We start from the raw sequence: 22,066 nt of genomic DNA on the forward strand, positions 1-22,066 counted from the left end.
AAAAATATTTTTTGACAAAGCCTTATTTATATAAGTGACAAGCGACTCTATGCCCAGGCTTCACCTCCTTTAAGTGCGGTTTTACACTTTGGCACTCCGGCATTGCATGCGCGCAGCGCGGATGGAAGGTACATCCTTTTGGAGGATCAATCGGGCTTGGCACATCCCCCTCTAAAATAATTCTTTCCTTTTTCTTGCGCGGATCCGGTTCTGGGATCGCAGAGATTAGAGCTTGAGTATAAGGATGCAAAGGCTCTGCATAGAGGCTGTCCTTTTCAGCGACTTCTACAAGGCCACCAAGATACATAACCCCAATCCGGTCACTCATATGTTTAACTACACTCAAATCGTGGGCTATAAATAAGAAAGTAAGATCAAATTCATCCTGAAGCTCTTTCAGCAGATTCAATACCTGAGATTGGACCGATACATCCAGGGCGGAAACAGGCTCATCCGCAATAATGAGCTTTGGTCTTAAAGCCAGTGCCCTTGCGATTCCGATACGCTGTCTTTGCCCGCCGGAAAACTCATGCGGGTATTTATAGTAAGCATCTTCAGGCAGCCCAACTTTCGCAAGAAGATCCATTACTTCCGGCTTAAGTTCTTTTTCGGATTTGCTGTTATAGTTCCTGATGGGCTCTGACACAAGATGCCCAACCATCATCGTGGGATTTAATGATGCATAAGGATCCTGGAAAACCATCTGGAAGTCCTGGCGGATTTTCCTTAGACTGGTTCCTCTTACATTTGTGATATCCTGTCCGTCAAATATGATTTGTCCGTCTGTTGGTTCTAGAAGTCTGAGGATCGTTCTGCCTGCGGTTGATTTTCCGCAGCCTGATTCCCCCACCAGCCCCAGCGTCTCCCCTTTCTTAATTTCAAAGGAAATATCGTCGACAGCCTTAACGACCGCCACAGTCTTTCTAAGGATTCCGCCTTTTATTGGATAGTAAGTCTTTAAGTTCTTAACCTCTAAAAGCACTTCATTGCTGCTTTTATCCTTTTTTAAAACAGCTGTGTTATTATGCTCTGTACTCATCATGCGTTCACCTCTTGTTTCGGCTGGCTTGTCTCGTAAAGCAGACAGGCAACCTCATGTCCTGCTTCATTTTCTGCCAATCGAGGTGTAACAGTCAGGCATTCAGGCATTGCCTTAGGGCAGCGCGCCGCAAATTTGCACCCTGTTTTAGGCATATTTTTTAATGAAGGCACAATTCCTTTTATTGTGCTAAGCTTTTCCACTTCTTCATCCATTTTCGGAATAGCTCCCATCAGGAGCTGAGTATAAGGATGTTTTGGATTGTGAAATAAGGAATCTACATCAGTCCGTTCTGCTATCTTTCCTGCATACATAACAATGACCTCATCACACATCTCGGCCACAACACCCAGGTCATGAGTAATCAGAATGACGGACATATCGTTGACTTCCTGGATTTCTTTTAAAAGCTCAAGAATTTGGGCTTGTACAGTAACATCCAGAGCAGTTGTCGGCTCATCGGCTATCAATAGCTTCGGCTGGCAGGCAATGGCGATGGCGATCATGACCCTTTGCCTCATACCTCCTGAAAGCTGATGCGGATATTCATCTACAATTTTTTCAGGCCTTGAAATTCCCACACTTTTTAGAAGTGCGATACTCTTAAGCCGCGCTTCTTTTTTGGAGATTTTCATATGATTGAATAATACTTCCTGCAGCTGGAACCCAATAGAAAAAACAGGATTTAAAGAAGTCATAGGCTCCTGGAAAATCATTGCGATGTCTTTTCCCCTGATTTTATTAATCTCTGAATCTGTCATCTTCTCCAAATGAATACCGTCAAAGATGATTTCTCCATTTCGGATTTGGCCAATTCCTTTAGGCAGGAGCTTCATGACAGAGAGGCTCATTACAGATTTACCGCAGCCCGACTCTCCTACGATTCCAACTATTTGTCTAGGCTTAACTCTAAAAGAAACATTATCAACTGCATTATAGTATGTACCATCTATGGAAAAAGCCGTTTCTAAATTCTTCACCTCTAGTAATGGTGCGTCTTTATGTTGACGGGGATTTGCGCTCATAGGACACCTCTTACCTTTTCGAATTATTCTGTTAATTCATTCTATTTGTCTAAAATATTATTACAAAGTTATTACAATTGCAAGATTTTTTTAAAATTTGTTAAGATTCATTTTTCTCAACTAAAAAAAAAGCCCACATTTTAGGGCTTTAAAGCGATTACGACTCCAGTTTATATAAAGTTTGATCCACAAAATATTCGGATGGCGCACTAAAAGATAGTTTTGTAGAAAAACTTTTTTTCTCTCTAAATCCCCTTACAATTTCGTAGCCAGCAGCATAACCAATTAATGGAGGGTAGGGTCTTTCACCATACAGTATCTTCTGATGAAGCCTCTCATTCTTTTTTAATTTCAGATGAGTTTTAATCAATTTATCCCAGAAATTCCTGATTTCATCTTTTGAGTATCTGCTGCACCAGGATCCTCTGAATTTCTTGCCACAGTGAATTTCTACCGCATGTTCGGCAAGCCCTTCCAATATGATGGAATCTAGCAGCGTAAATTCTTCAAGCGTTTTTTTCTGTGAGTTAATTCTGCAAGCATGGTGATATTCATGCACAAATAAAGCCTCTATTTCGTCCTCTTCTATATCAGAAGGAAGAAACAGAAAGAGCATATTCGCAAATGAAACTCCCGATTTTCCGGAATGCTGCGAAAAAGGGCCTCCTCCTGCCGACGGGAATATATAAACATCAATATTAGGACCGCCCCACTTCTTCCTATACTTTAAGTATATTTTTTCTGCTAGATTCCATGTTTCTTTTTCTTTTAATTCCTTAAAATCATTCCTGCTGAACCGGTCAGGTTTATACATGCCGAAATCCATTAAGTATTCGTATATTTTTTGGGGGTTATGATCATTAAAGGGTCCTGTAAGTTTTTCACATATTTTAAGCGGTTCATTAAAACTTTCTTCGAGCCATAAATCTGTTTTGACTATCCCATTTTCCCACCTCCATTTATTCGATAGTTAATAAATTTTATGTATGCGGCAGCATTTTGTTCTTCAAAATAAAAAGCCGATTCAAAGGAGGTTCATCTTCCATTGAATCGGCTCTGGTTTAGTTTTTATTCATATCTTTTAAAGACGATGGTTGCATTGTGGCCGCCAAAGCCAAGGGAATTGCTCATTGCAGCTGTTATTTCTTTTTCCCTTGCCTTATTTGGAACATAATCCAGATCACATTCAGGATCCGGGTTTTCAAGATTAATGGTCGGCGGCAGGATCCCTTCCTTCATAGCCAGAACTGTGAAAATGGCTTCAATTCCGCCTGCAGCTCCCAGAAGATGTCCCGTCATGGATTTAGTCGAGCTTACTGCCAATTTATAAGCATGCTCCCCGAACACCTCTTTTATTGCCAATGTTTCAAATTTATCATTATAATCTGTACTTGTACCATGGGCATTAATATAATCAATATCTTCCGGCTTTAAGCCGCCGTCTTCAATCGCCATTTTCATGGCTCTTGCTCCGCCTTCTCCGCCTGGAGCAGGTGCAGTGATATGATAAGCATCCCCGGTAGCGCCATAGCCGACGATTTCAGCATAAATTTTTGCGCCGCGGGCAAGTGCATGCTCCAATTCTTCAAGTACGACAATCCCTGCACCTTCTCCAATAACAAATCCATCACGATTTTGATCAAATGGACGGCTTGCTGTTTTTGGATCTGGATTGGTTGAAAGCGCAGTGTTGGCACAAAATCCAGCCACAGACATTTTTGTGATTGGCGCTTCTGCTCCCCCGGAGATCATCGCATCGGCATCGCCGCGCTGAATAACCTTAAAGGCATCGCCAATTGAGTTTGTACCAGTGGCACATGCAGTTACAGTGCAAGAGTTAAACCCTTTCGCCCCTAAGTAAATGGAGACCTGACCCGTTGCCATATCCGGAATCATCATTGGAACGAAGAAGGGGCTCACCCTTCTGTACCCGCGTTTCATAAATGTCTCATATTGATTTTCAAAAGTTTCCATACCGCCAATGCCTGAACCAATCCAAACACCGATCCGATGCGCATTTTCATCTGTGATCTGAAGGTTCGCATCCTTTACAGCCATAAAGGCTGAAGCAACAGCATAGTGTGTGAAGCGGTCCATTTTTCTGGCATCTTTTTTGTCAATATATTCTTCGGGATTGAAATCCTTTACCTCAGCAGCTACCTTAGCCGGATATTCATCTGCATTTAATCTAGTCAGAGGACCAACACCCGAAACCCCTGATTTAATATTGTTCCATGTCGTCTCTGTATTATTTCCAAGCGGTGTTACAGCTCCGATGCCTGTAACGACAACTCTTCTTTTATTCATTTTGATGCAGCTCCTTTTAAATTATCATCATATTTAAAATGAGGTATCTTATCTTCCCCATCTCATCGCAATGGCTCCCCAAGTTAGCCCTCCGCCGAAGCCGACCATCACGAGCAAATCATCATCTTTAATTTTACCCGCTTCCAGTTCTTCCACCAATGCAATTGGAATAGATGAGGCAGAAGTATTTCCGTATTTATCCACTGTTTTCGACATCTTCTCAACCGGGAGTTCCAATCTTTGGCGGGAAGCTTCCATAATGCGGATATTCGCCTGATGAGGAATTAGGAAATCTACATCTTCTTTGGATAATCCAGCCTTATCAAGTACGTTGATGCAGCTTTCACCCATTTGGCGAACCGCAAATTTGAACACTTCGCGTCCATTCATAATGATATATTCATCCTGATATAGGTGTTTTGCTCCTGTACCATCTGCACCTAATTCAAAGGATAATATTCCTCTGCCATCTGAGACTGGCCCGATTACAGCTGCACCTGCTCCGTCTCCAAATAATACGGCTGTATTACGATCATTCCAGTCTGTAACTTTTGAAAGCTTTTCAACACCTACTACTAATACATGTTTGTATGTCCCTGTTTCAATAAACTGTTTTGCCGTTATGATACCATACATAAAACCTGCACATGCAGCGCTAATATCCATTGCCGCCGCCTTGCTTGCTTTTAATCGTTCCTGAAGCATGCATGCAACAGATGGAAATGGATGATCCGGTGTAACCGTTGCAACTAAAATAAGATCTAAATCCTCTGCTTCAATGCCTGCATTTTCCAAGGCTTTAAGTGCTGACTCATAGGCCATATCAGATGTATCTATGCTATCGTCCGCTATTCTTCTTTCCTCAATTCCAGTCCTGGTCCGAATCCATTCATCAGAAGTATCAACTATTTTCTCCAAATCTGCATTTGTTACCACTTTTTCAGGAAGATATCTTCCGATTCCTATAATACCAGCATTCATGGAGTCCCACTCCCTTTCATATTTACAAACCCATAAGCATTCTCTATTTTAATATTATTATCAATTATTATGACTTGGTACTAATTTTATCAAAAGTATATATAATAACGCAACACTTTTTACCGTCCTTTACTTATTACTGCACAAATGTCTATACCCAGTTAACTTTTCTTCATATGCTGTTGTATAGGCATCTGAAAGGAGGAGAATGACATATGTTTGATAAGGATGATAAAGTCAAAAAAAATACAGAAGACCCTTTAAGCCATTTTCTTTTTGGTGATAGAGTAAGAAGATATGAGTCAGATGAAGTTGAAAAAGAATTCGAAAAAAGTGAAGAAGCTCAGGGAAAAGGTGACTGGCTTTTTGGGGACAGGAGCAGTAATGCACATGAAGCCGATGAATGGCTGCTTGGCGGAAGAAGCAGAAAAAGCGATGAAAAGGAAGATCCCCCTAATGAAAACGGAAAAAATATCCTGAATAACATCAACTTTGAGGAACTAATGGGCAACATTGATACACTCATGACTTCTGCTCATCATTTAAAGCCATTGCTGAAAAAAGCAGGGCCTTTGCTGGAGATGTTTTTGAAGAAGTAGGTGCAGGGCAAACCTTATCCGTTTACTTTAGAATATATCCTTTTTTTAGCTGGTCCATCACCGGATAGATTTAAAGATTTTAATATCCTATATGCTGTATGCCTGGATTCGAGATTTAAATAATCCCGGCATTCTTTATTTGTTATCTTTGAATTAAAAAGCAAAAGATAATCTGTTAGTGCTTCCATATGACTCGTTCTTGAAATCATTTTACATTTAAGACAACACCATTTTCCGTCTTTCCTCACAACAGCAAAAGATTTGCAGGAATCACATTGAACACCTCTTAGTAAATCCTTTCGATTAATTCCGTAAGTATTTAAAATATCATTATCAAGAGGACTATTTTTGCAAATAATCTTTTCATTCAGTCTATTTATGTCGTTTGGCCATAGTATTTGTTTGTTATATTTTGATTTGGCATCCGTAAATCTATCAATTATTTTTTCAGTATGAACAACTCTTTTCAAAATAGAGCTATTTTCTTTCTCTGTTTTCAGATAGGTAGCAGGATTAGCAATAACGACAAAATACTCTATTGGCACTTCTGGAAACTTCTCTTTCAACAGCCATTCTTTAAATTGGGACACTTGACACAATACCTGCGAAACTGGATTAGGAATCACTTTTTCCTTCTGGCCGTGTGTTTGAATTACTTGATCAGATATTGGTTCAAAATATAGGGTTCCAGAATAATTTTTGACTTCAATTATTCCTGCGAAGAATGGAGTAATAAGCAGGGAATCAATTTGAAAAGGAGTATGAAGGATAAGTCGAAGATCATTATAAATTCTAAAATCTTTACCTGGGAGAAAACTCAAATAATAATCCAGCTGCTTCTCTCCATTAAAACCTAATAGCCCATTTCTATAATCTACTTCTATTTCTGACCTTTTCCTGTGGTAATCAGGCAATCTGCGCAGCAGCGCCTCCAGCTGTAATATTCTTAACGGCTTGGATCTAGGCTTCATTAACATAGCAAACCTCCTTTGGAACATTATCTCCAAAGTTATGAATTCGGTATGGATATTGAATAATCCTTTGTTTTATATGTAGATTTTAGTACCTATTCTCTTTTCTATCATGAATTACTTAAATTTTGAGGATGGCCCTTACCGTTTTGGCGCGGGCTCTTTGGATTTGCGCGCGGTTTCTTCCCATTTTGGCGCGGACTCCTGCCTCTTGCGCGCGGATTTTCTTGGCTTACGCGCTCTCGGCTCCTTTTCGCGCGGGCTCTTTGGGTTTGCGCGCGGTTTCTTCCTATTTTGGCGCGGACTACTGCCTTTTGCGCGCGGGTCTTCTTGGTTTACGGGATCACGGCTCCTTTTCGCGCGGGCTCTTTGGGTTTGCGCGCGGTTTCTTTCTATTTTGGCGCGGATTCCTGCCTTTTGCGCGCGGATCTTCTTGGTTTACGCGCACACGCCTCCTTTTCTCGCGGGCCCTTTGGATTTGCGCGCGGTTTCTTCCTATTTCGGCGCGGACTTTTTTGTCTAACACGCCAACCTTTTTTCTCAGCTGTCCTTTCTCACGATCCCAAACAAAAAACCAGCCTAAAGGCTGGTTCACTCACTCTCTTTCAAAGCATCCGCTTTACCCATTTCGTAGGCTTCGTTCATGACTTTGGTGAATAGGTTCATGAATGGCTGGATCATTTCCATGGATAGTTCAATGCCTGCTTCGTCAAGCTGCTGTTTGGCTTCTGGCAGGTATTTCATGGCGATTTGCATGAATTCCATATTTTTTTCGTTTAGCTGCATCATGTAGTACCTCCTATGTATAAAAATTACTCGTTGGGCAGTTTGCCTGTTTTTTTGTAATTCTCAATGGCAGCGTTTAGTTCTTTTTTGAATTCTTCGTCGACGTCAGGGCTGAATTTCCCAAGTGAAATAACTTCATCCTCGAAATCAAAGGTTAGATTTCCTGATTCCAATTCGCCTTCGTTGAATTTTTTTGCCACTAGTTCATACAAAACATCGACATGCTGAACCGTACTGGTCAGGACGACTGATTCACCCAGATCAGACTGGTCGGAAATATAGCCGATGGCGTAGAGCCCTTCCTCTTTTAGTTTCTCGATGACAGGAACATTATACCCATCTCCAGCTGGATAGACAACATCTGTCTTATTGGCAATCATTTTGTCCAAGAGAGCTATGGCTTTATTATCATTGTCCCAGTTGCCGACATATTGGATTTGCACGTTTATACCTTCATCAATTTCGCTTACACCTTGATAAAAACCTTCTACCTCCGGCTGCCATTCAAAAGCTGCGAGTATTCCTATGTTATTGGTTTTCGTCATATGGCCAGCAACCATGCCGCCAAAGAATCCCATTGCATAGGCTTCAAAATTCAAGCTGGTGGTGTTGTCATTTTTGGCATCGCCATTAAAGCTGACAAAATGAATGTCAGGGTATTTTTTTGAAATGTTATTAAAGTATCCCGCGTATTCATTGCCATGTCCAAAAATCAGGTTTACACCTTTTTGATCAAACTCTTTAACAGCTCTTTCAACCACCATCTCAGAATTCATGCCCTCTTTATAATAAACCTCCACATTATAATGGGATTGAATCTTTAACATGCCTTTATAGCCTTTCGTCCCCCATACCTGATCATTGACGGTATCGGGCACTAATAATCCAGCTTTTTCAAGTTTTCCTGTAGACATCGATTGTCTGCAGGAGGCCAATAAAAGAAGGCACAAAAGAAGGATCCCGAATTTCACTAATGTCTTATGCATCTCCTCTTTCTCCGCCTCTCTGTCTTTCACTTCATACTAATGGTATGACCGGTTTATTTTACCAGACTAATTCAATTCTACCTTGTCTGTATGTTAATTGAAAAGTCTTTTTTCTAGTTTACAAACCATCCGGGATCTCTATAGAAAGAATATGGCTTCTTTGCTTCTCAAGACCTTCGGAGTATTTCACGGAACACACAATCGCTTTTTCAATAACTTTTCCTTTTGCCAGATTGGGACTGTCCCAATTATTATTATAGTCAAGTGAAAGGTAATCTGCACATTTTTGCCAATGCCCAGTGACGCTGCTCATTAAAAGGCAGGATTCTCCTAAAAGCTTATCTGAACAATTCGATAAGAAACAGATAAGATCCTCAATGAAAATAGCGTCATGTATCCATTCCCTTTCATTTATCTTTACTCGTTTTATATTAGCAAGAGCCTGGTGAAAACTAAATTCCTTTGGCTGCCAGGGACCGTATATAACAGGCAGGTAAAAGCATGAAACTGAAATATTGTTTTCTCTAAGGATGTCAATAGCATCTTCCAAGCGGCTGTGTGTTCTGCTGATGTCTTTAAGCCACTGAATAGGGAGAAGGAATGCAATTTTCACTTGCAGGTCCTTGAATTCATCCAAATTTTTTATAAGAAATCCCTCAATAAGCTCCTTCTCCCTTAAAGAGGCAAGCTCATTCTTTATATATAAATCGTATATATCTATAAAAATTACATCATTTTTTATTATTTCTCTTTTAGAATTAATCCATGATGAATAGTTTTTTTCATAGAAGTTGGCATTCCGTCCGATTGCCAGGCGTTTTTCGTTGATTAAAGCATCTTCTTTTTCCTTATTATAATGAATTCCATCTATCTCACAGCCCTGTTCAAGCAGGTGCTTGCACAGACTGAATCCTATAAATTCAAACGTCCCTACTATTACTGCCCTGTCCATTTTCAGTCCTCCTTAGAAGCATATTAATGTATACTATGCTTCAGGGATTGTCTTTATTTCTTTGCGGAATGGCAGCTGTTTTTATAGAACTTTTTCATATTTTCTAAAGAAGTTAGTCATTTGAGAAGACATTCGCTGTTTTTTATCTGGAAGGGTATAAAACACAGAGATAGGGCTATTTTCATTTTCCCATTGTATTGATCGTTTCTTTAAATAATCTGATTGCTTGTAAGCTCTTCCGCCCGCCAGTACCTGAATGATTCTGACTGGCACTTTAAGGCCCGTTGTAAGGTTTTTTTCATGCCTGCTGAGCAGATCCGCTATTTTATCCGATTCTATTTCATATGAAACTGCCAGTTCTTTTAATAGTTTCTTGTAAAAAAACTTATGCTCTTTTTCCTGCTCGAGATGGTGCTTTAGTGAAAGGATGGGATTGATTAATACAGCTGAACGGATTAAATCGCTCATTTCATGCAATAATCTAAGGGCTACCAATGCTCCCATGCCCTCAGCAATAATATGGATCTTTTCGTTAATAATTTCCGTTCGCAGAATATGTTCATACAAGCATTTAGCCTTATCAACAGCCTGGTCGTTCCCCCAGTGCCTCCCGTAAAGATTTGAATAAAAAATCGTATAGCCATCTTCCCTGAGCTTCTTAATTAATGAATATTTCCCTTCATTTTGAGTCCAAAAACTGCAGTTTCTGTCAACAAAGTGCCGATCATCCCCAATAATCAGGATACCGAAACCACTAGGTTTATCTGGGTAATGAATCATGCACCATTCTGTATCCAGCTGGAAGTTCCGGCTTTCCATAGTAAAACTCCTTTGCAAGTTTGTTCATAATAATGTATGTGAGTAAAATTAAAATGAATGGGGGATTTGCCTAGTTTTAGACAAGTTCAATATGAAGCAGGCTGTATCCAATCAGAGAGTTGAAAAGTACATGTATAGGATGTAAAAATAAATTTATTTCTTTAATAGCTTATGCTAATATGAAAAGGGATTAATTATGTTAGAGGTGAAATAGATGAGATTCTTTTGGACATTCTTCTGGACTTTCCTTCTTGTTCAAATGTTAACGTACGTAGTTTCTTCAATGCTAGGAGCGCCATACGATTTTGTAACCGGCTCCATTCTGGCGGTTGGGACAAGTGTTTTAATTTTTGTTGTCGCTTCCATCATTCCTGAAGGTCCTGTTGAGAAAGAAGGACTTCATTAATCTGCTGCTTATGCAGGAAATGAAAAGAGTCATCCTGATTGATTCAGGATGATTCTTTTCATTTGTTCCCTATTTTACCAGCAGTTCCATTTTGCCGTTATCTGCGGATATGACAACTTCACTGTAATCCTTAATTTCACCTGCGATTATTTTGCGGGCGAGTGCTGTTTCAACGTTCCTTTGGATAAAGCGCTTGAGCGGCCTGGCTCCATAGACGGGATCAAATCCGTTTTCTGCAATATATTCTTTGGCATTATCATTTATACTCAACTTAATATGCTGATCGGATAATCTTGCTTGAAGCTGAGTAATTAATTTTAAAACGATACTCTTTATTTCATTAAGAGCCAAAGGCTTAAACAGAATAATTTCGTCCACTCTGTTCAGAAACTCTGGACGGAAATGGCTCCGCAGCTGTCCAAGGACAGTTTCTCTTGTTTCTTCAGATATATCTTCTTCACCAGAAGAACGTTCCAAAAGAAAATGGGAGCCGATATTGGAAGTCATAATGATAACCGTATTTTTAAAATCAACCGTACGGCCCTGTGAGTCAGTGATTCTTCCATCATCAAGCATCTGCAGAAGGATATTGAATACTTCAGGATGGGCTTTTTCAATTTCATCAAGCAGGATTACTGAGTATGGCTTCCTTCTGACAGCTTCTGTCAGCTGACCGCCTTCCTCATATCCTACATACCCCGGAGGAGCACCAATCAATCTTGATACAGCATGTTTTTCCATATATTCGGACATATCAATTCGGATTATTTGTTCTTCACTATCGAATAGTGACTGTGCAAGTGCCTTTGCCAATTCTGTTTTTCCTACCCCAGTAGGGCCCAGGAAGATGAAGGAGCCAATAGGGCGGTTAGGATCTTTAATTCCTGCCCTTGCCCTAAGGACAGCATCTGACACAAGCTGGACAGCTTCATCCTGGCCAATCACTCTTTCGTGAAGAATGCTTTCAAGACGAAGCAGCTTTTCGCGTTCTCCTTCAACAAGTTTAACTACTGGAATACCTGTCCACCTTGCCACAATGCCGGCAATTTCTTCTTCTGTTACTTCCTCTCTCAGCAGCCTTTCCCCTTGATTCTCGTTAACAGCACTTTCAAGATCTTTCAACTCCCTTTCCAAAGAAGGGATTCTTCCATGGCGCAGTTCTGCAGCTTTATTCAAGTCATAATTATTTTCTGCTTCTTCCAGTTCACGGCGTATTTTCTCAAGCTGCTCCCGTTTTTCCTGAACTTTCTGGATTCCTTCTTTTTCAAGCTGCCATTTTGCTTTCATGCTGTTAGCCTGGTCTTTTAATTCAGCCAGTTCCTTTTGCAGGTCTGCAAGCCTCTGCTTGCTTCCTTCATCACTCTCTTTTCGTAAAGCTGCTTCTTCTATCTCAAGCTGCATGACTCTTCTTGTAACTTCATCCAACTCCGATGGCATTGAATCGATTTCCGTCCTGATCATGGCACAAGCTTCGTCAACCAGGTCAATCGCTTTATCAGGAAGGAACCGGTCAGTAATATATCTGTCTGACAAGGTTGCGGCAGCCACTATAGCCCGATCGTGGATATTGACTCCATGATGGATTTCAAAGCGCTCCTTCAGCCCTCTGAGAATTGAGATTGTATCCTCTACATCCGGCTCCTGCACTAATACCTGCTGAAAACGCCGTTCCAGGGCTGGATCCTTTTCGATATATTTGCGGTGTTCCTCAAGAGTGGTAGCTCCTATACAGTGCAATTCACCTCTTGCAAGCATAGGCTTCAGCATATTCCCTGCATCCATTGCTCCTTCTGTCTTGCCCGCTCCAACAATGGTATGAAGTTCATCAATAAAAAGAAGAATTCTGCCTTCGCTTTTCTTAACCTCATTTAATACAGCTTTCAGTCTTTCCTCGAATTCCCCCCGGAATTTGGCTCCAGCAATTAAAGCGCTCATATCAAGGGCAAAAATGGTTTTATCCTTAAGGCCCTCAGGCACATCTTTACGTACTATTCTTTGTGCCAATCCTTCGACAATAGCTGTCTTTCCTACCCCAGGTTCGCCTATTAAAACTGGATTATTTTTGGTTTTCCTTGAAAGGATGCGAATGACATGCCTGATTTCACTATCCCGGCCAATTACAGGATCAACTTTCCCCTGTTTCACCTCTGCAACAAGATCTCTTCCATATTTTTTTAAAGCCTCATATGTTGATTCCGGATTTTGCGATGTCACCCTCTGATTCCCCCTAATCTCCTTAATCGCCTGCTCCACTTTTTCTTTATTGATTCCGTAAGCCTTTAAAACTGCTGCCGTTTCGGTTTCCGCTGCTGCAGCAGCCATGAAAACATGCTCAACTGACATGAATTCATCCTGATAGATCTTCATATAATTTTCTGCTTCCGCCAGCAGCCGCTGCAGCTTACCGGATATATACAATTTTCCTTGATCCATTCCTGAACCGGACACCTGCGGTTTTTTCCTCAGTGCTTCCTTCATTTTATTATTAAAAGAATTAGCCGGAATCTGCATTTTTGACAGTAATAATGATATCAGGCTGTTTTCCTGTCCCGTTAAAGCCAGGAATAAATGTGCTTCATCCACTTCCTGATGCTGCTCGCGTATTGCTATGGACTGTGCATTTAATAACCCTTCCTGAAGCCGCTCTGTCATCCGATTTAAATCCACTGTGCAACCTCCTATTTGACCTTTTTTGACCTTTAATTTTATTATAATCCAATCTTTTCATATGTAAAGTTTCCAGCAGTTTATTCTCAGTCTAAAAAGCCATCCGCAATTGGGATGGCTACTTTGTTTATGCTATTTCCCCATCTTCTTTATCATTAATCAAAATCAAGGCTTTCTTTTATACGTCCAAAGCCGGTTATGATTGGATGTTTCCGGAAATTGATCCCCGGCTCTCATTTTAAGCATTTGAGGATTATTGACGTTACTTCCCGTTTCGCCAATTTCTATATAAATTCCATTATTAGGCGCTTTCTGGCCAGGCTTGAATTGTCTGTTTTGCCCCATGCTGAATACCTCCTTTAATCGTAAATCACTTATTATTATTTCCACTCTTGCATCTCTCATGAGGGAAACTATTGGCATCGCACAAAAGCAATGAAAAGGATATCACTTTACTCTGATGCCTTTTTTATAGTTAAATGGGTGGTATGAGATTTGATTATGGAGGATTTACTTGTGACTGATTTTCTAACATTGCTTAAATACTTGTTTTTGGGATTATTTCAGGGATTTACAGAGCCTATTCCCATTTCATCGAGCGGGCATCTGGAGATTGCCCAGCATTTTTTCGGGCTTGACATCAAAGGCCTTAGCTTTGCCCTCCTTGTAAATACAGCCTCATTATTAGCTGTGCTGCTTATATACAGGGAAGATATTATGAGACTCATCCGAAACGGCCTTGCATACATTACAACCAAAGATAAACAGGCGGAATCAGACTTTCGATTTATCATTTACTTGATTATTGGAACCATTCCTGCAGGTGTCATCGGCATTTTGCTCGAGGATTTTATCGATATGCACCTTGCAAATATAAAAACAGTTGGGATTACTCTTATCGTGACAGGACTTGCACTGTGGCTGATCCGCAATTTACGCGGACGGAAAAATGATGCTGAATTATCTTATAAGGATGCAATTATTGTAGGACTTGCACAGGCAGTTGCCCTGATACCGGGAATCAGCCGTTCCGGTGCCACTATTGTAGCGGCAATGGGGCTGGGGATGAAACAGGAAACAGCTCTAAGGTTCTCTTTCCTTTTATATATCCCCGTAAGCGCCGGCGGAATGATTCTTGGTTTTAATGACATTTTAACGGATCCCAATTTATCTGAATATGCGATTCCCTATACAATTGCCTTTGTTGCTTCACTAGTTGCATCTTACTTCTCTTTAGTATGGTTTATGAATATTATGGCTAAAGGAAACCTGAAGTATTTTGCGATTTATTGTTTTATTGTTGGACCGCTGGTTTATTTCCTATCTTAATGAAAAAGCCTTCTCTGTGCTGAGAAGGCTTTTTCATTATAATATCTCTGAAAGAATGGCTTTTTGAACATGAAGCCTGTTCCCAGCCTGCTGAAAGACAGCGGAATTATTTCCATCAATGACCTCCGCTGTAACTTCCTCACCGCGATGGGCAGGCAGGCAATGCAAAAAGACGTAATCTTTTTTGGCTTTTTGGACAAGATATTCATTAACCTGATAATCAGCAAAGTCTTTCAGCCTCTGTTCATTCTCATCTTCCTGTCCCATGCTCGTCCAGACATCTGTATAGATGGCATCGGCATTAGCAACCGCTTCTTCAGGGTTAGATGTTATCTTTACCTTTGAACCGCTTTGTTCGGCAAACTCTTGTGATTGCTGGAGAACAAAATTATCTGGCTCATACCCTATAGGACAGGCAATCGTGATATTTACCCCCATCTTGGCAGAAGCAATCATTAAAGAATGGGCCACATTATTGCCATCGCCTACATATACCAGGTTTTGGCCTTTTAACTCCCCATTTTTCTCTTCAATTGTAAGGAGATCGGCAAGAGCCTGGCACGGATGATAAAGATCGGTCAAGCCGTTAATGACCGGAATGTCCGCATGATGAGCCAGTTCCTGGATCTTTGCATGGGAGAATGTGCGGATCATAATCGCATCAACATACTGTGAAAGCACTTTAGCTGTATCCGCAATGCTTTCTCCTCTTCCAAGCTGCAGGTCCTGGCTGTTTAAATATAAGGCATGGCCCCCAAGCTGCAGCATACCTGCTTCAAAGGAAACTCTTGTGCGTGTAGATGACTTTTCAAAAATCATGCCAAGAATTTTGCCTTTTAGGATGGGAGTTTCTGCACCCTGCAGATGAGCTTCTTTTAATTGCTTTGCTTTTTCCAGCAGCCCCTTAATTTCCTCTGATGAAAAGTCTGCAAGTGTTAGAAAATCTTTTCCTTTTATATTTATACCCTTATCCGCAGCCTGAATTGAAATCATAAGACGCCCACTTCCTTTTCTCCAGTATTATTTTTAATGCCCTGCCAATCTTCAATGGATTTAACATCCCAATCGCCTGCAGACATTGATTTTAATAATGCAATAAGCGTTTCTTTTTCACTGAAAGTCAAAATTCTGTTTTTGGTTCCCATTTCTCTCATTCTCTTATCTTCTTCACTTATGCCAGGATTATATAAGGCGAAGGTTTCCTGGACATTCCAATCCATATTGCCTTGAGTCAGAAAAACAGGTACTACTTTAGCCTTATTAATATAATGAGTTAGTTCTTCTGTTTCTGGAGAGTTTGCAATTACGACACATTTGCCTTTAGCATCATTTAAACCAGCATGGAAAGACTTTCTGATTGCCGCCTCAAAATTTGGTGCGAGTGAAATGGCCTCTCCTGTTGATTTCATTTCAGGACCTACTTTGCTGTCCAATCCCTTTAAAGCATAATTAGAGAAAACCGGGAATTTCACACATACAAATGGGAGTTTTGCAGCATCCGGAATTTCATCTTTCGACAAACTATATTTCCCAAGCAATATTTTTGTCGCAATCCCCACTAGCTGTACGCCTGTTACCTTGCTGATAATTGGTACAGTTCTGCTTGCACGAGGGTTTATTTCAAGAATAAATACTTCTTCGCCGTTAACGATATACTGAATATTCATGAGTCCTTTATACCGGAGCTTTTGCACAATGGCTTTTGCATAGGCTAGCATTTTATTCTGGACATTTTCTGAAAGATTTTGCGGCGGGAGAACGGACATGCTGTCGCCAGAGTGAACACCCGTTTTTTCAATATGCTCCATAATTGCAGGTGCACAGATATGATTTCCGTCTGCTGCCAGATCAAGCTCAGCTTCTGAAGCATGCACGAATTGATCAATTAAAATCGGATAAGGGACATCACCTTTCGCTAAATAACCCTCCAGCTCAGATGATGAAGAAATACGTTCCATCCCTCTCCCTCCTATAACATAGGATGGGCGGACAAGGATCGGGAATCCAATGTTTTCGGCTGCTTCTTTTAGCTCTTCTTCTGAGTGGACAACATCACCTTTTATCCGCGGAATATTCAAATCATCCAGCAGCTGATAAAATAGCTTCCGGTCCTCTAATGCATCTATGGTATTTGAGTCAGTTCCAAGCAGGGTAACACCATAATTTTCAAGTGCGGATGCCAGATTCAGAGCTGTCTGCCCGCCAAGCTGCACAATGACTTCTGAAATCCCTTCTGCTTCAATAACATTTAAGATATCCTCAAGAATTAGCGGTTCAAAATAAAGCCTGTCAGCGGTTGTATAATCCGTACTTACCGTTTCAGGGTTATTATTGATCATGATTGTTTCAACGCCTTCATCCCTCAGAGCAAATACTCCCTGAACGGAGCAATAATCAAATTCAATGCCCTGGCCAATTCTGATGGGGCCGCTTCCAATAATCAGGACTTTCCTCTTATCACTCTTTACTTGTTCATTTTCGCCAAAATAACTGGAGTAATAATAATTAGATTGTGCTTCAAACTCAGCTGCGCATGTGTCAACCATTTTATAGGCAGGCAGAATGCCAGCCTTTTTGCGTTTGTCCCTGACTGCTTTTTCCGAAACTTTCCATTCCAATGCAAGAAACTTATCACTAAAGCCCTTTTCCTTAAATAGCTGCAGCTCTTCTTTTGTTGCTTCATCAAGTGTTAAAGCAGAGATTTGCCTTTCCAGCTTTACCATTTCATTGAGTATATTGAGATAGAAATAATCAATTTTTGTGATAGAGTGTAAAGCTTGCAATGAGTAATTTCTCCGGAGTAATTCAATTACGGTAAAGAATCTTTCATCAGTCTGCTTTAACAGCAGTTCCTCAAGTGAGGTAACCGATTTAGCTGATAAGCCAGGTGATTTCAAATCATTCACCTTCACTTCAAGTGAATGGATTGCCTTTAAGAGAGCCCGTTCGAGATTCCGGTCAATCCCCATTACTTCTCCGGTTGCTTTCATCTGCGTTCCGAGTTTGCGGTCCGCAGAAGGAAATTTATCAAATGGCCATTTTGGAAACTTAACGATGACATAATCCAGGGCTGGTTCAAAGCTTGCAAAAGTATCTCCTGTTACAGGGTTGATAATTTCCGATAAGGTATACCCGACGGCAAGCTTTGCAGCCATTCTGGCAATTGGATAGCCTGTTGCTTTGGAAGCAAGGGCAGATGACCTGCTGACTCGAGGATTGACTTCAATTAGGTAATAATTCTTACTATGAGGATCAAGGGCAAACTGAATGTTGCACCCTCCAATAATGCCAAGCTCGGATATGATCTTGATAGAAGCTGTTCTCAGCATCTGATACTCATCATCTGTTAAGGTTTGTGAAGGTGCGACAACAATTGAGTCACCGGTATGAACTCCTACAGGATCAATGTTTTCCATATTGCATATAGTGATGCACGTATTCTGTGAATCCCGCATGACCTCGTATTCTACTTCCTTAAATCCTGCTATGCTTTTTTCAACCAGGCATTGGCTGATCGCACTCTCTTTTAAACCGCCCTGCACCAAAGATGTCAGTTCATCAAAATCTCCTGCTATACCTCCTCCTGTTCCGCCAAGAGTATAAGCTGGACGGACGATAATAGGAAATCCAATTTCGCGGGCAAATTGGATGGCTTCATTTACTTCATGGACAATGATGCTTTCGGGAACAGGTTCGTTAAGCTCGTTCATCAGCTTACGAAAAGCTTCCCGGTCTTCGCCTTTCTTAATGGATTCAATGCTGCTGCCCAAAAGCTTCACTCCATAATGTTCAAGCACACCTGATTCACTCAGTTTAAAAGCAAGATTTAAACCTGTCTGGCCTCCCAGTGTGGCAAGCAGGCCATCGGGACGTTCTATCTTTATAATCTTCTCAAGGCTGTCAGCTGTCATCGGCTCAAAGTAGACTTTGTCTGCAAAAGCTTTGTCAGACATAATGGTAGCCGGATTGTTATTAACAAGGATAACCTTATAGCCTTCTTCCTTTAATGCTGCGCAGGCCTGTGTTCCTGCGTAGTCAAATTCTGCTGCCTGCCCGATGACAATCGGGCCGGAGCCGATTACTAATATGGATTGGATGCTGGTGTCTTTAGGCATAAGCGAAAACTCTCCTATTCTCCTCTTGAATCATGTTCATAAACTCATCAAAAATATAATCACCATCCGCAGGTCCCGGATGGGCTTCCGGATGGAATTGGACCGTATGGATTGGCAGGACCTTATGCATTAGTCCCTCAATTGACTGGTCATGCAGGTTTACATAGCGGGTTTTAAACCCGGTATCTTTTATGCTTTCTTCATCAACCACATAGCTATGATTTTGTGATGACATAAATACTGTGCCCTTCTTCATGTCCGCAATCGGGTGGTTGGCACCCCTATGGCCGAAGGACAGTTTTTTTGTGTTGCCGCCAAATGCTAAAGCAGCCAGTTGGTGGCCAAGACAAATTCCCAATGCCGGATACTGCTCCAGCACCTTTTTTAATTCCGGAAGGATGCTTTTTAATTCTTTAGGATCTCCAGGCCCGTTTGAAAGCACTACACCGTCTGGATTTAGTTTTTTAATCTGTTCAAAGCTTGTATTGTAAGGAACAGATGTAACCTTGCACGCTCTTTTCAGCAATGAATCCACAATTGATTTTTTAGCGCCAAAATCGATGACAACTATATGAATGCTTCCCTCTCCACAGCACTCCATTGTTTGCGAAGATACTTTGCAAACTTTTTTATCCTTTCGAAGCAGCAATCCGCCGGGGGCAGTTTCCGAAGAAGACATTTTTGCCGGCATGCTTCCTTCTGAACGGATTTTCTTTACAATTGATCGGGTATCCATATGCCCTAATAATGGAATATTCCATTTCTGAAGGTATTCCTGAAGCGAATAAGCCGATTTGTAATGCGAAGGATTTCTGCTTCCTTCATAAACAATAACCCCTGCCACATGAGGTTTCTTACTCTCAAAATCAGACTCATTTATTCCGTAATTTCCGATTAAAGGATAGGTAAACACAATAATTTGGTCCTTATAAGAGGGATCTGTCAATACTTCCTGGTAGCCTGTCATTCCTGTAAAAAAAACGATTTCCCCTTCTACATCCTTTTCAGGCTGATCCGTCAGCCATTGGCCTTTATAGGAATGGCCGCTATTTAAATGAAGGTATCCTTCCATTATCAACACCCCAAAGCTATCTGTATATTTATATAACCTAGTTAATTTTTATTCATACACTTGAAAAATAATACAGCTTAAACAGCTGATTTTGAAAATTCCTTTAGTGTGGATTGCAGAATTTGCACCGCCTCATTTATTTCAGATTTTGATGCTGTCAGCGGAGGCAGCAGCCGCAAAACATTTTCCCCAGCAGGCAATGCAAGCAAGCAATTGGCTCTTAATTCCTTTAACAAAGATGGAAGGGGGATATCTAATTCAATACCGACCATTAAACCAAGATAGCGAATCTCCTTAACAGCTTCAATCTGTTCAAGCGATTCAGCCAATTTGTCAGCAAGATATGCACTCTTTTCCTGAACGCCTTGTAAAAAATCATCATCAAATATTGTCTTCATTGTAGCAATAGCTGCTGCAATGCTGATCGGGTTCCCGCCGAATGTTGATCCATGGCTTCCTGGTCCAAATACTTCTTCCAATGCTTTTTTTCCAATCACTGCGCCTATTGGCAATCCGCTTCCCAGGCCTTTAGCTGCGGTTACGATATCGGGCGTAAGGTCAAAATGCTGAAATCCAAAGGCTTTACCCGTTCTGCCAATGCCGGTCTGAATTTCATCTACAATCAGGAGCGCCCCATATTCTTTGCAAAGCTGCTCAGTTTTTGTAAGAAACTCCTGATTCCCAATGTGAATCCCGCCTTCACCCTGTACAATTTCCAGCATTACAGCCGCTGTTTCCGCGTCAATCTCTTCCTCCAATGCATTAATATCATTAAAAGGAACATACTTAAAAGTCTCAAGCATGGAACCATAGCCTTTTTTAATTTTTTCCTGGCCCGTTGCAGCCATTGTGGCAAAGGTTCTCCCGTGGAATGATTGCTGAAAAGTAATGATTTTTTTCCTTCCTGAAGCTTTTCTTGCAAGCTTAATCGCTGCTTCATTTGCTTCTGCTCCGCTGTTGGCAAAGAATACAAGGTCCATGCCCGCAGCTTCAGAGAGAGTCTTTGCTGCAGCCTCCTGCTGATCCTGTATATATAAATTGGAAACATGCCAGAATTTATTCAGCTGTTCATTGATTGATTTTTGTACAGCTGCTGGACGGTGACCAAGATTGCAGACTCCAATCCCTGAGGTGAAGTCCAAATAGCGCTTCTTATTTTTATCAAAAAGATAACTTCCTTCTGCTTTTTCCGGCTCCACTTCCCACCGGGCATACGTTGGAAATAGATTACTCAAGTTAAGACCTCCTTCTTGGCAGATATATTCGTACCGTTCCATATGCCTTCCTCATAAAACTTTTCTTTTCCTGATACAATCATTACGCTATTTAGCCCTTTGCTGATTAGGTTCAAGGCAGAGGTAACCTTTGGAATCATTCCGCCTGTAATTTTTTTATCGTTAATATGCTGTTCAATTTCATCCGCGTCAAGCTGAGGAGAGAGGTTGCCGTCAATGAATATTCCCTTTACATCCGTTACAAAGATGCAATGTTCAGCTTTAATGGCATTGGCAACGGCTGCCGCCGCATAGTCGGCATTGATATTCAATTTCATCCCGCCTTCTGCAGCTGCAATAGGAGTAATGACAGGGACCAGGTCTTCATTAAATAACATTTCCAGTACCGACTGATTAACTGCCGTTATTTCACCAACCAGTCCAAGCTCATCCTGATTGATAAATTCTGCCTTTAGCAACCCCGCATCACTGCCATTTACGCCAAACCCTCTCAATCCATGCAGTTCGATCATTGAGGTAAGCTTGCGGTTGGATTGTCCTGACAAGACCATCTCTGCTACCTCCAGAACTTCCGGAGTCGTTTTTCTTAGCCCATTGACAAATTCATGAGGGATATTAAAAAGTTCCAGCATGCTGTTAATTGCCGGCCCTCCACCGTGAACAAAAACAATCTGGTATTCTTCCTTCTTCAACTCTAAAAGACTATCAAAGAAAGCGTCTCCCAGCTCTTCCATTACACTGCCTCCGCACTTAATGACAATACTTTTCAAATGGCAT

General features: G+C 41.1%; 20 protein-coding genes. 3 read left to right on the forward strand and 17 right to left on the reverse strand.

Translation table 11 applies throughout. The annotated features are described in order from the left end of the window. Positions 1-22 precede the first annotated feature (22 nt). The 5 genes from MKY20_RS23125 to MKY20_RS23145 form a co-directional block, all read right to left on the reverse strand. A complete protein-coding gene (locus MKY20_RS23125; protein ID WP_009331221.1) occupies positions 23-1,042 on the reverse strand; it encodes an ABC transporter ATP-binding protein in 1,020 nt (339 codons plus the stop codon). Continuing rightward, positions 1,039-2,064: an ABC transporter ATP-binding protein gene (locus MKY20_RS23130; protein ID WP_009331222.1), complete on the reverse strand. Its 1,026-nt coding sequence runs from the start codon at positions 2,062-2,064 to the stop codon at positions 1,039-1,041. The genes MKY20_RS23125 and MKY20_RS23130 overlap by 4 nt, the downstream gene beginning before the upstream one ends. 157 nt (positions 2,065-2,221) lie before the next feature. Continuing rightward, positions 2,222-2,878: a DUF2268 domain-containing putative Zn-dependent protease gene (locus tag MKY20_RS23135; RefSeq protein WP_251174402.1), complete on the reverse strand. Its 657-nt coding sequence runs from the start codon at positions 2,876-2,878 to the stop codon at positions 2,222-2,224. 254 nt (positions 2,879-3,132) lie between these two features. Next, complete coding sequence (gene fabF / locus MKY20_RS23140; protein WP_009331224.1) at positions 3,133-4,371, reverse strand: beta-ketoacyl-ACP synthase II; 1,239 nt, start codon at positions 4,369-4,371, stop codon at positions 3,133-3,135. 48 nt (positions 4,372-4,419) lie between these two features. Continuing rightward, complete coding sequence (locus tag MKY20_RS23145) at positions 4,420-5,352, reverse strand: beta-ketoacyl-ACP synthase III (protein ID WP_009331225.1); 933 nt, start codon at positions 5,350-5,352, stop codon at positions 4,420-4,422. A gap of 215 nt (positions 5,353-5,567) precedes the next feature. Here MKY20_RS23145 and MKY20_RS23150 point away from each other — a divergent pair, with 215 nt between their 5' ends. Continuing rightward, the gene (locus MKY20_RS23150; protein ID WP_251174403.1) at positions 5,568-5,951 is read left to right on the forward strand and encodes a hypothetical protein; all 384 of its coding nucleotides are present in this window, start codon (positions 5,568-5,570) and stop codon (positions 5,949-5,951) included. A 14-nt stretch (positions 5,952-5,965) separates the two neighbouring features. Here the strand turns inward: MKY20_RS23150 and MKY20_RS23155 are convergent, their stop codons facing one another. From MKY20_RS23155 to MKY20_RS23175, 5 genes are all read right to left on the reverse strand, one after another. After that, complete coding sequence (locus tag MKY20_RS23155) at positions 5,966-6,928, reverse strand: nuclease-related domain-containing protein (protein WP_251174404.1); 963 nt, start codon at positions 6,926-6,928, stop codon at positions 5,966-5,968. Between the two features lie 585 nt (positions 6,929-7,513). Then, entirely contained in the window at positions 7,514-7,708 is a 195-nt protein-coding gene (locus MKY20_RS23160) for a ComZ family protein (protein WP_009331228.1), read from the reverse strand. 26 nt (positions 7,709-7,734) lie between these two features. Next, positions 7,735-8,694, reverse strand: a complete 960-nt coding sequence (locus MKY20_RS23165) for a BMP family ABC transporter substrate-binding protein (RefSeq protein WP_251174406.1) — start codon at positions 8,692-8,694, stop codon at positions 7,735-7,737. Positions 8,695-8,812: 118 nt separating this feature from the next. After that, a complete protein-coding gene (locus MKY20_RS23170) occupies positions 8,813-9,646 on the reverse strand; it encodes a hypothetical protein (protein WP_251174407.1) in 834 nt (277 codons plus the stop codon). 81 nt (positions 9,647-9,727) lie between these two features. Beyond that, on the reverse strand, positions 9,728-10,465 hold the full coding sequence (locus MKY20_RS23175) for a serine aminopeptidase domain-containing protein (protein ID WP_009331231.1): 738 nt from the start codon (positions 10,463-10,465) through the stop codon (positions 9,728-9,730). Positions 10,466-10,679: 214 nt separating this feature from the next. Between MKY20_RS23175 and MKY20_RS23180 the strand changes: the two genes are divergently transcribed. Next, positions 10,680-10,871, forward strand: a complete 192-nt coding sequence (locus MKY20_RS23180; protein WP_009331232.1) for a DUF2929 family protein — start codon at positions 10,680-10,682, stop codon at positions 10,869-10,871. Between the two features lie 69 nt (positions 10,872-10,940). Here the strand turns inward: MKY20_RS23180 and clpB are convergent, their stop codons facing one another. Continuing rightward, positions 10,941-13,538, reverse strand: coding sequence for an ATP-dependent chaperone ClpB (gene clpB, locus MKY20_RS23185; RefSeq protein WP_251174408.1), 2,598 nt, complete (start codon positions 13,536-13,538; stop codon positions 10,941-10,943). 165 nt (positions 13,539-13,703) lie between these two features. Next, positions 13,704-13,883, reverse strand: a complete 180-nt coding sequence (locus tag MKY20_RS23190; protein ID WP_009331234.1) for a YjzC family protein — start codon at positions 13,881-13,883, stop codon at positions 13,704-13,706. A gap of 171 nt (positions 13,884-14,054) precedes the next feature. On the opposite strand from MKY20_RS23190, the gene MKY20_RS23195 reads away from it, so the two are divergent. Next, positions 14,055-14,867: an undecaprenyl-diphosphate phosphatase gene (locus MKY20_RS23195; RefSeq protein ID WP_374940690.1), complete on the forward strand. Its 813-nt coding sequence runs from the start codon at positions 14,055-14,057 to the stop codon at positions 14,865-14,867. A 36-nt stretch (positions 14,868-14,903) separates the two neighbouring features. Here MKY20_RS23195 and argF read toward each other — a convergent pair whose 3' ends face one another. The 5 genes from argF to argB all read right to left on the reverse strand — a co-directional run bounded on the left by argF (position 14,904) and on the right by argB (position 22,059). Further along, positions 14,904-15,860: an ornithine carbamoyltransferase gene (argF, locus tag MKY20_RS23200; protein WP_019381474.1), complete on the reverse strand. Its 957-nt coding sequence runs from the start codon at positions 15,858-15,860 to the stop codon at positions 14,904-14,906. Continuing rightward, entirely contained in the window at positions 15,857-18,982 is a 3,126-nt protein-coding gene (locus tag MKY20_RS23205) for a carbamoyl phosphate synthase large subunit (protein ID WP_251174410.1), read from the reverse strand. Before MKY20_RS23205 ends, argF begins: the two co-directional genes overlap by 4 nt. Continuing rightward, positions 18,975-20,054, reverse strand: a complete 1,080-nt coding sequence (locus tag MKY20_RS23210) for a carbamoyl phosphate synthase small subunit (protein WP_192908357.1) — start codon at positions 20,052-20,054, stop codon at positions 18,975-18,977. The genes MKY20_RS23205 and MKY20_RS23210 overlap by 8 nt, the downstream gene beginning before the upstream one ends. A 77-nt stretch (positions 20,055-20,131) precedes the next feature. Then, positions 20,132-21,289: an acetylornithine transaminase gene (locus MKY20_RS23215; protein WP_285838718.1), complete on the reverse strand. Its 1,158-nt coding sequence runs from the start codon at positions 21,287-21,289 to the stop codon at positions 20,132-20,134. After that, positions 21,286-22,059, reverse strand: a complete 774-nt coding sequence (argB, locus tag MKY20_RS23220; protein WP_009331242.1) for an acetylglutamate kinase — start codon at positions 22,057-22,059, stop codon at positions 21,286-21,288. Before argB ends, MKY20_RS23215 begins: the two co-directional genes overlap by 4 nt. Between the last annotated feature and the right edge of the window lie 7 nt (positions 22,060-22,066).

The sequence above is a fragment of the Cytobacillus sp. FSL W8-0315 genome (genome assembly GCF_038002905.1).
Classification (GTDB): Bacteria; Bacillota; Bacilli; order Bacillales; family Cytobacillaceae; genus Cytobacillus; species Cytobacillus pseudoceanisediminis.